The following is a 9,498-nucleotide window of genomic DNA, read 5'->3' on the forward strand; positions in this document are numbered from 1 at the left end:
CAGATCCCTTGCCATCTGCCCGATATTGAAACGGAGAAGACTGGTAGGTATGCTTATTCTCGAGGAGCATGACCGGTTTCGTGAATGGATTGTGCCTGAATGTGAAGTCCTGAGAATAGCCGGCGCCCTGATTGGGGCAACATTCGAGCGGATGGAGAATGATTTCATTAGTCAGCAGTACACCCTGCAGCTTGCTGAAAAATCTCATGAACTCGCACTCAAAAACATAGATCTCCAGGAAAGGTCGGCATATATCGAAAATCTGCTGGAACGAAAGAAGGAGATGACCATTCAGATAGGCCATGATCTCAGAACCCCCTTAACCCCGATCATCGGGCTTATCCCCCTCATATTAAAAACCGAGAAAAATCCGGAGAACCGTGAGATGCTGATCCGTATTGAACAGGGTGCATCACGGATACGGTTACTGCTTGACAAGATCCTGACCCTGCAACAGATGGATACCGTACAGCCTGATGAGAAAAACGGTTGTACTGACCTTGGTTCACTGGTACAGATGGTGATCACCCGGTACCAGGATCAGGTTACACAAAAAGAGATCACGGTGACCACCGAAGTTCCCGGATCCCTTTATGCCAGTATTCCTGACAAAAGTCTGTTTCTCGTGATAGAAGAACTCATGAGAAATGCAATCAGGTATTCAGACCCGGGTGGAGCAATCAGTGTATCAGGAGGGTATGAAGCAAACTTAATCTGGCTCTGCATCAGCGATACCGGAATCGGTCTGACCAAAACAGATAAAGAACGTGTTTTAGACTATTTTTATAAGTCAGATCTCTCCCGGCACGAGATTGATACCCATGGCCTGGGACTCCCTATTGTACAGCATATTCTGGAGAAGTACCAGGGAACCATATCCATGGAGAGTGAAGGGAGAGGAACCGGATCACGGTTCTGTATTACGCTCCCGGTAGCCGGAGATCCCGGACATGAAGTGTCAGGGAAGAATGAAGCCGGCGGTATATCCGAGTAAAGATCAGGGATTTACCAGATTACCGGCCGCTCTTCAGGGGAACGATACAGGGCGTTATCCGGGCCGATTGCAGGGAACGCTGCATAAAATTCGGGAATATTGAATGGTGCTCCGTTGGCCCTGAACTTTGCCCAGGGGTGGGGATCGGTATATACCTGAGTGCGGAGGTACTCGTCACGGGCTGATCCTGCCCATACATGAGCAAATGAGAGGAATACCCGCTGGGCAGGAGTAATATTTAGAGAATCAGGTTGATCCATACTATCCTGGCCGTTCTCCTTCCATGCATGGTACGACAGAGTTACCCCTCCAAAGTCTGCAATATTTTCTCCAAGCGTCTGATTTCCGTTTACAAATACTCCGGGAACCACTTCAAAATCGTTGTACTGGGTGACCAGCAGATCAGCCTGGGTTTTAAACCGGACCGAGTCGTTCGCGGTCCACCAGTCACGGATATTGCCGTTCTTGTCATACTGCCGACCCGCATCGTCAAATCCATGAGTCATCTCGTGACCAATTACTGAACCGATTCCTCCATAATTGACCGAGTCTTCAGCTCCGGGAGAGAAGAACGGGGGCTGTAAAATTGCAGCAGGGAAGACGATCTCGTTGAGAGTGGGGTTGTAATAGGCATTCACGGTCTGGGGAGACATGACCCACAAGGTCCGGTCAACCGGTTTTCCGATTCTGGCAAGCCCTGATGACCCATAAATCATAATATAACGGTTTGTATCCAGGACATTGCTCACATAGGTATCTGTCAGATTAAGCCCGTTATAATCGAGCCATGAGTCCTGGTACCCGATCTTTTCAACCATAGCATCGAGTTTTTCGACGGCTGCCGTTCTGGTAGAGGCATCCATCCAGGTCAGGTTAGCGATTCGTTCCCGGAGGGTGGATCTGATCGCATGTGAGAGGGAACTGGCTTTTTCTTTTGCTGATGCATTGAAATACGCCTCAACATACCGTTTGCCAACTGCATCAGAAAGTCCGGTGTCCACCGTGTCAAGAACCCGTTTCCACCTTGGTTCCGGAGTTTCTGCGCCGTTCAGGATATGGCTGTAGAAGTTGAAATTCTCATCATCAAATGGTTCGGCAAGGTAAGAAGCGAGTGAGTCAACAAGTTTGTACTTGAGAAAAATCTTCCAGTCTTCAAGCGGTACAGTGGTGAGCATCTGGTTGATCTGACTCACTGCAGTGAGTTGATAGAGATCAACCAGTTCAGATCTGCCTGAACCGTTGATGGCTGCCAGTTGATCCCAGCCAATTTCAGGGTACTGCGATTTCAGGTCGCTCAGGGTCAGAATGTGGGTGGTGTTGATCGGATCCCGGTTCTCAACGGTGGTGTAATGCGATGCAGCGATCTCCTCTTCGATATCGTATATGGTTCTGGCATACCGGTCTGCATCTGCTTCACTCGCATTCATCAGCAGGAATACCGTCTTGATATGCTCCCGGTAGGCATCCTGGATCTCTTTACTTTCGGTATCGTTGCGGAAATAGTAATCGCGGTCAGGGAGCCCGATTCCTCCCTGGGATACATGTGCAATAACCCAGGTTGAGTTGGTGGGATCCTGGTCAGCGTAATAGAAAAAGAACGGAAATATTCCTTCTGCAACAAGATCTGCCGAGCAATTACGGAGATCGTCAGGGGTCTGTATGGCATCTATCCTGGCAAGTTCACCGGCCAGCGGGCTGATTCCCTGGCTATTGATAGTATCGGTATCCATACCGCTAGCGTAAAATCTGCCGATCAGACTCTCTTCTCCTGCTGCATACCGTTTTGACTCCTCGTCGACAATGCTACGAAGATTATCTTTTGTTTTATCCCTGACCTCGGTCATCGCGACATATGAACTCTTGTTTGCCGGAATCGGATGATTCGTTATCCAGACATTGTTCACATATCCAAAGAGATCATCTCCCGGATTCACCCCGTTATCAAGGGTAAAAGGGCCTGATACTACGGTGGTATTACCGAGGACCGGTATGATCATTGCAGAGAGGAGAATTGTTCCGAATAGTAACCAGATTTTTGTCACGCGTATACTCCTGACCTATGGTGATTACAAGTACTGATTACACCTGGTATCGGTCAGAAGATTAAATAGATGGATTTGTTCTTTTCATTCACTCAACCCCTGAAGAGGGGAGACTGGAAAAACCGGGACCAGATCTGATACGATCTTTTGATACGATATTCTGATATGATATTCTGTTCCGATCACCAGATAACCGGCCGCTCTTCAGGAGGCCGATAGAGGGCATTATCCGGCCCGATGGCAGGGAATGATTCGTAGAATTCTGGCATGTTGGACGAGGGGCCGTTAGCCCTGAACTTTGCCCAGGGATGGGGATCAGTATATGCTTCAGAACGGAGGTACTCATCTCTCGCAGATCCTGCCCAACTGCTTGCATATGAGATAAAAAATCGCTGGGCAGGGGTGATATTTGCAGAGTCAGGAAGATTCGTGACATCTCTCCCATGCTCTTTCCAGGCATGATATGCCAGGATCAGACCGCCAAAGTCTGCAATGTTCTCTCCAAGAGTCTGATTACCATTCCCATAGACCCCGGGTACCACCTCAAACTGGTTGTACTGGTCAATCAGGATACTGGTCTGGTTTGCAAACCGGGCCGAGTCGTTTGCAGTCCACCAGTCACGGAGGTTGCCATCCTTGTCATACAACCGACCTTTATCTTCAAACCCGTGGATCAGTTCGTGACCAATCGTAGCCCCGATACCCCCGTAATTGATCGAGTCGTCTCCCCCGGGATAGAAGAACGGAGGCTGGAGAATTGCGGCAGGAAAGACCATCTCATTGAGGGTCGGGTTATAATAGGCATTCACGGTCTGGGGAGACATGACCCACATCCCCCGGTCAACGGGTTTGCCGATCTTTTCAAGTCCTACCGGCCCATGAATTGTGTTATATCTGTTGATTTCCAGGACATTACTGACGTAACTATCTGTCAGGTTCAGCCCGGAGTAGTCCAGCCAGGTGTCAGGGTATCCAATCTTCTCCACGGTAGCGTCGAGTTTTTCCAGAGCGGCATTCTTTGTCGCCTCTTCCATCCAGGTCAGGTTTGCAATCCGTTCGTGAAGAACTGACTTGATCGCATGTGAGATTGTTCTGGCCTCCTCTCGTGCTGATGCATTGAAATACGCGTCAACATACCGTTTCCCGACCTCATCAGAGAGTCCGGTGTTTACGGTAAAGAGAACCCGTTTCCATCTGGGTTCAGGGATTTGCACCCCGTCCAGAGTATGGCTGTAAAAGTTGAAGTTCTCCTCATCAAACGGTGTAGAAAGGAAGGAAGAGAGCGAATCAACGAGTCTGAACTTGAGAAAGACTTTCCAGTCATCCAGAGGTACTGTGGTAAGCATCTGGTTGATCCGGTTCACCGCGGTGAGTTGATGGAGATCAATCTGTTCAGATCTGCCAGAACCGTTAATCGTTGCCAGTTGATCCCAGCCAATAGCAGGATACCGGGACTTCAGATCATCCCAGGTCAGGATATGAGTTGTGTTGACGGGATCCCGGTTCTCAACCGTGGTGTAATGCGATGCAGCGATCTCCTCTTCGATCCCGTACACGATTCCGGCATACCGATCTGCATCAGCCTCACTCGCATTCATCAGCAGGAATACTGTTTTGACATGCTCCCGGTAGGCATCCCGGATCTCTTTGCTCGTGGTATCGTTGCGGAAATAATAATCCCGGTCTGGAAGACCGATTCCTCCCTGCACCACATGAGGGATGACCCAGGTTGAGTTGGTGGGATCCTGGTCTGCATAATAGATGAAGAACGGAGGTATTCCTTCTGCAACAAGATCTGCCGAGATATTGCCGAGATCATCAGGGGTTTGTATCGCATCGATCCTGGCGAGTTCACCGGCAAGCGGGCTGATTCCCTGACTATTGATGGTATCGGTATCCATGCCACTTGCATAAAACCTGCCGATCAGGCTCTCTTCTCCTGCTGCATTCTGCGTTGATTCCTGTTCAAACAGAGTATGCAGGTTATTCAGGGTATGTTCATCCAACGCGGAGTAGATCAGGTAGGAACTCTTATTTGCCGGAACCGGATGCTCAGATATCCAGACATTGTTCACATATCCGAAGAGATCATCTCCCGGGTTTACTCCCGCATCAAGGGTGAACGGACATGAAATAACGGTGGTATTTCCCGGAACCGGAGCGGTTACCCAGCACAAAAGAACAATCCAAACCAATAGTGATGATATTTTCATATGCACCCGTTATCATACGTGATGACAATTTGCAGAAGAGGTGTAGGATGCCGGCGATTAAAGGTATTGACCTGACATGGAAAATTAGTCGATATCTCTGATAACGTGACCAATGAGAAGATCCTGAACGATGATGAGAAGGGAACTTCCCATCAATAACCAGATAGAGAACGCAAGGATTATTTGCGTAATCTATGAGAGGTTGGCAACAAATCCGAAATCTTTTGCTTTTCCGGTTGCTTTCTGAGATTCTTCAGTTTGTCCGAGAGCATTGAGTGCATCAGCTTTCCCTGCCCATGCTGCTCCATTCTTGGGATCAAGCAGGATAGCCTGGTTAAATACCATCAGTGCCTGATCATATTTTTTCAGTTCTGCGAATACCTTTCCTTTCCCAACCCATGCACCTGCATAGTTCGGATCGGTAAGAGCTGCAGCATCGTATGCCGCAAGTGCCTCATCATGCTTTCCCAGTTTATCAAGAGCCTCACCTTTCACGGCATATGCCTGGGCAGAAGCCTTTGTCTTTATTGAAGCATCAAGTGCATCTATCGCTTTATCATACATTCCCATCTGGGTAAGAGCATTCCCTTTCCAGAGAAGGTCATCTGCCGAATCGGCCTGTACTCCTGCAATCAACACCACACCCGCAAGTGCTACTAGCATGAGAACTGAATAAAATCTCATATCATGGAATTCGCCTGTATGGAGAAAAGATTTCTCCTATTTTTGAGTCAGGTATGAAGAACGCTGAGATCTCTGATATCAAGAAAATGGCCATATAACAGACTTTGATTAATAATCAGGGTGTATTGGCTGGATCGCTACCAGGGAGTCATCATTGTATCGCATGACGGTAGCGGTTGTTTTTCCAGATATCAGGATAACAGAGGGCCGGAGGAGAAACCGGAACTCAGGTGGACGAGGAGAACAGTAGGATTATCAGATAACAACCCGATACAGACATATTATGAAACGCGTTCTTATCAATTATCTGGTAGACATCGGACTGCTTATTACTGCACTTATCTGTTGTATAACCGGCCTTCTCAAATGGAAAGAACTGCAGTCCATACTAGGGATCGCCGGACCCGGGCCATCAGCTATGGGGAGGGGCAATTTTTCTGAACTTGCCCAGAACGGCGGGATGCATGGCCCTGATGGAATTATGAGCCTTCTCACCCCGGTTCATGAGTGGGCCGGAGTTGTGGTGATTCTCCTTGCCCTGATACACCTGATTCTCCACCGTAAATGGCTGGCTGAGATGACCCGGAACCTCCTCTCCGGGAAAATATAACCCGGGTTCAGGTCACCAGAGTATAAGCCGGATACCGTGCCGGGTCAGAACCTTTGATGATTATTCCCAGATGATTGGTTATCACTCGGGACTCATCAGATCCAGGTACCCCTTCATAATCATGCCATCGGGAGAGGAACTCGGTGACCGGGATAACTCCCCGGCTCCCGAGAAGCGAAGGGTCCTCAAGATAGACATTGCTGCCATCTACACCGATGACCACCATGTAATGCCCATCTTCCCAGACCTGTTCCCAGGAATCAGGGGTATGGACTACCCAGTCACCGTTCTCGTCATACTCCCCGTTCCAGGCCTGTACGTCAACGATGACCGGGATCTTTTTCTGAACATATGATTTCAGGTCATCAATGGTCATATTCTCTGATATGAATGCATTAAGGCCGAAGGAGGAAGCCCCGACAACGATGTTTCCGGGCGGGGTTCCTGCATCAGGAGTACTTTTCAGCAGTTCTATCAGATCTCCTTCTCTGGTGTCGATTCCCCAATACGCAAGGACTGCCTGAAGGGAAGAAGCACCGCAGCTAAACCCGGTGCTTTGCCTGACATCAGGGACAGTCCCCAGGATCACGGTACCGGGATCAGGCGAGATGATATTACCGTCTGCACAGAGGGCAGGAGTCAGAAAGCAGATACAGAGTCCAAAGAACAGGAGTCTGAGATCCATATGACTTCTTAGGTCCGCTTCTTCATAAACTCAGGTAACAGACACCGACATCCCTGCAAGAGTTATCCAAAGCCGGGTATGAACCTGATTTTAGGAGATCCGGCATTTCATTGAGGTGATCAAAATGAGGAGTTAAAGGGAAAAAAGAGAACATGAGAAATTGATGCCGTGACTGGTTATTCCACAGGACTTCTACGACCAGGCACCTTCACCAGTATGAAAAGAATTCCAGCAACCAGCAGAATTACCGGGAAGAATGACAGGGTTGCCACCAGTCCGATCTGATCCGCAATCGCTCCTGATATTGATACCCCGATCCCTCCGGCACCCATTGCAATTCCAAGGAATAATCCGGAGATCAGACCGATCTGTGATGGAATCTGCTCATGTGCCATGGCAATGGTCACCGCAAACGAAGCCCAGAGCAGATAGCCGAAGAGCAGCATACAGAGGATCAGCAAGATCCCATGAGTCATCAGGATCCCGATAAATGCAGGGATGGAAGCCAGGGTGCTGACTACCACAATCGGTTTTCTCCCGACCCGGTCAGAGAGAACTCCCCCGCTGATCTGTCCGACTACCCCTGCAAAGAGCATGACACTGACCAGGGTTGTCGCTTCCATCAGCGGGTACCCCTGAAGCACCAGAAATGTCGGAATGTAAGTCATTGCCCCGAAGGTAACCCATGATCTGAGCGTGGAGCCGGCAAAGAGCAGGATCACCGGGTTCCAGTCTTCGCCACCTGCCGGAGCCGGTTGTTTTGCAACCGGGCAGACATCAGGAATCGGTTTGAGATACAATACTGCTGCAGCGAGAATTGCCGGAACGATCAGGGTGGTGACCATCGGGATACCACCAGAAGTCAGCACTATCCCGGCAATGATCGGGCCGAGTGCCATTCCCATATTTCCGCCCACTACGAAGAATGAGGTGAGCCTTCCCCGGGATCCCCCGGTTGCAAGGGCAGAAACCTTGCAGAGTGCTCCGGGATGGAAACTGGCGTGACCAACCCCTGAAATCACCACACAGAGGAGCATTGCCAGATATTGATCAGGAATAAGTCCGAGCAGTGATATCCCGACACCTGAAAGCAGGATTGAGAGCCCGACACTCACCCGTAATCCACGTGAATCTGCAAGACGACCGAATAACGGCTGAAGGAGAGAGGATACAATACTGTGGGTTACCGGCAGGAGGGCAGCCTCGAAATACCCGTATCCGTACATCGTGATCAGAACCGGCTGCAATGCCATCAGGACCGGAGCATAGATATCGTTGACCAGGTGTGCCAGAGTCAGTTGCCCGATCTGTCTGAGCTGGCTCATGATTCATCCTCACGGCTGCGGGATTTTTCGTTGGCAATATCTGTTCTGACAACCTCGATCCGTTCGTCATACACCGATTCAACAGTATGGAGGATACGGTCAAGAAACCGGTACTCATCAGAAGAGAGCGTACCGATCCGCTCACATATCTTCTGAAACAACATCTCGTGTACGGTCTCGTGTGCTTCGTATGCAGTCCGGCCGAGGGGAGTAAGTGCAAGATGAACCTCTTTCTCGTTTTTCAGTCCTCTGACCTTGGTTACCAGATCCCGTTTGGATAGTTTGGTTATTGTCTGGGACGCTGCTCCGGGAGTAATGCCCAAGAACCCGGCAACTGTCCTGACATTACTCTCCGGGTGATCACCGATGACCTGCAGGGTGTGGATCTCAGAGGGGAACAAGGGGATATCAATACCGAATTTTCTGGGAATACTTTCAGATTCGTTGAGTTTGTTCATGATACGCATCCATATCCTGTACAAATCACGAGAGGATTGATCAGCAGGCAACATGTTCAACACCTATTTGATTTACTAACATAATAGTTTAGATGCTAATTGATATTGAGGATCCAGTACACAGAAAATAAATCAAGAATCGCGGAAAAAGTAAAACGTAAAAAGGAAAGTAGGGAGCTCAGTCGACAAGCAGAAGGGCCATCGGTTCTGCATACCCTGAAACCGGAAACTGAATCGGCATTCCAGCAAGTTCTGCTGTTTTCTTCATATTGATACCCACTGCATGTTCAGGGATTCGTGCCCTAGTCGGATGGAGACATATCCCTTCCTTTATATTACAGGTCTTGCAAAGCCGGCAGGAACCATTCACCAGAGCGAGAGCAAAGGTATAACCTGCATTGAATGCGGTCTTTTCAAGTTTCAGCATCGTCTCCATCCGGTCGGTATTCCCATCCATATACTCTTGCATGAATGCACCGGCCTTCTC

General features: G+C 49.2%; 9 protein-coding genes. 2 read left to right on the forward strand and 7 right to left on the reverse strand.

Features of this window, described 5'->3' with window-relative positions; translation table 11 throughout:
* Positions 1–994: HAMP domain-containing sensor histidine kinase (locus tag LUQ50_RS08415; protein WP_300039083.1), on the forward strand; the 994-nt coding region annotated here is incomplete at its 5' end.
* 11 nt (positions 995–1,005) lie between these two features.
* On the opposite strand, the gene LUQ50_RS08420 is transcribed toward LUQ50_RS08415, so the two are convergent.
* From LUQ50_RS08420 to LUQ50_RS08430, 3 genes are all read right to left on the reverse strand, one after another.
* Positions 1,006–3,036 carry a M13 family metallopeptidase gene (locus tag LUQ50_RS08420; RefSeq protein ID WP_300039086.1) on the reverse strand — a complete coding sequence of 677 codons (2,031 nt, stop codon included), beginning with the start codon at positions 3,034–3,036 and terminating at the stop codon, positions 1,006–1,008.
* Between the two features lie 182 nt (positions 3,037–3,218).
* Positions 3,219–5,249: a M13 family metallopeptidase gene (locus tag LUQ50_RS08425; RefSeq protein ID WP_300039089.1), complete on the reverse strand. Its 2,031-nt coding sequence runs from the start codon at positions 5,247–5,249 to the stop codon at positions 3,219–3,221.
* A gap of 192 nt (positions 5,250–5,441) precedes the next feature.
* Positions 5,442–5,912, reverse strand: a complete 471-nt coding sequence (locus LUQ50_RS08430) for a tetratricopeptide repeat protein (RefSeq protein WP_300039092.1) — start codon at positions 5,910–5,912, stop codon at positions 5,442–5,444.
* 304 nt (positions 5,913–6,216) lie between these two features.
* On the opposite strand from LUQ50_RS08430, the gene LUQ50_RS08435 reads away from it, so the two are divergent.
* Complete coding sequence (locus LUQ50_RS08435; protein WP_300039095.1) at positions 6,217–6,543, forward strand: DUF4405 domain-containing protein; 327 nt, start codon at positions 6,217–6,219, stop codon at positions 6,541–6,543.
* 7 nt (positions 6,544–6,550) lie between these two features.
* Here LUQ50_RS08435 and LUQ50_RS08440 read toward each other — a convergent pair whose 3' ends face one another.
* The 4 genes from LUQ50_RS08440 to LUQ50_RS08455 form a co-directional block, all read right to left on the reverse strand.
* Positions 6,551–7,228 carry a C39 family peptidase gene (locus tag LUQ50_RS08440; RefSeq protein ID WP_300039098.1) on the reverse strand — a complete coding sequence of 226 codons (678 nt, stop codon included), beginning with the start codon at positions 7,226–7,228 and terminating at the stop codon, positions 6,551–6,553.
* Positions 7,229–7,404: 176 nt separating this feature from the next.
* Positions 7,405–8,553, reverse strand: a complete 1,149-nt coding sequence (locus tag LUQ50_RS08445) for an MFS transporter (protein ID WP_300039100.1) — start codon at positions 8,551–8,553, stop codon at positions 7,405–7,407.
* The gene (locus tag LUQ50_RS08450) at positions 8,550–9,011 is read right to left on the reverse strand and encodes a MarR family winged helix-turn-helix transcriptional regulator (RefSeq protein ID WP_300039102.1); all 462 of its coding nucleotides are present in this window, start codon (positions 9,009–9,011) and stop codon (positions 8,550–8,552) included. The genes LUQ50_RS08445 and LUQ50_RS08450 overlap by 4 nt, the downstream gene beginning before the upstream one ends.
* A gap of 178 nt (positions 9,012–9,189) precedes the next feature.
* Positions 9,190–9,498: DUF2284 domain-containing protein (locus LUQ50_RS08455; protein WP_300039105.1), on the reverse strand; the 309-nt coding region annotated here is incomplete at its 5' end.

The sequence above is a fragment of the Methanospirillum sp. genome (assembly GCF_028679455.1).
Classification (GTDB): Archaea; Halobacteriota; Methanomicrobia; order Methanomicrobiales; family Methanospirillaceae; genus Methanospirillum.

Excerpts from the sequence above, each read along its gene's own strand:
- LUQ50_RS08445 (WP_300039100.1), bottom strand. The coding sequence starts at position 8,553 with ATGAGCCAGCTCAGACAGATCGGGCAACTGACTCTGGCACACCTGGTC.
- LUQ50_RS08440 (WP_300039098.1), bottom strand. The coding sequence starts at position 7,228 with ATGGATCTCAGACTCCTGTTCTTTGGACTCTGTATCTGCTTTCTGACT.
- LUQ50_RS08425 (WP_300039089.1), bottom strand. The coding sequence starts at position 5,249 with ATGAAAATATCATCACTATTGGTTTGGATTGTTCTTTTGTGCTGGGTA.
- LUQ50_RS08430 (WP_300039092.1), bottom strand. The coding sequence starts at position 5,912 with ATGCTAGTAGCACTTGCGGGTGTGGTGTTGATTGCAGGAGTACAGGCC.
- LUQ50_RS08435 (WP_300039095.1), top strand. The coding sequence starts at position 6,217 with ATGAAACGCGTTCTTATCAATTATCTGGTAGACATCGGACTGCTTATT.
- LUQ50_RS08450 (WP_300039102.1), bottom strand. The coding sequence starts at position 9,011 with ATGAACAAACTCAACGAATCTGAAAGTATTCCCAGAAAATTCGGTATT.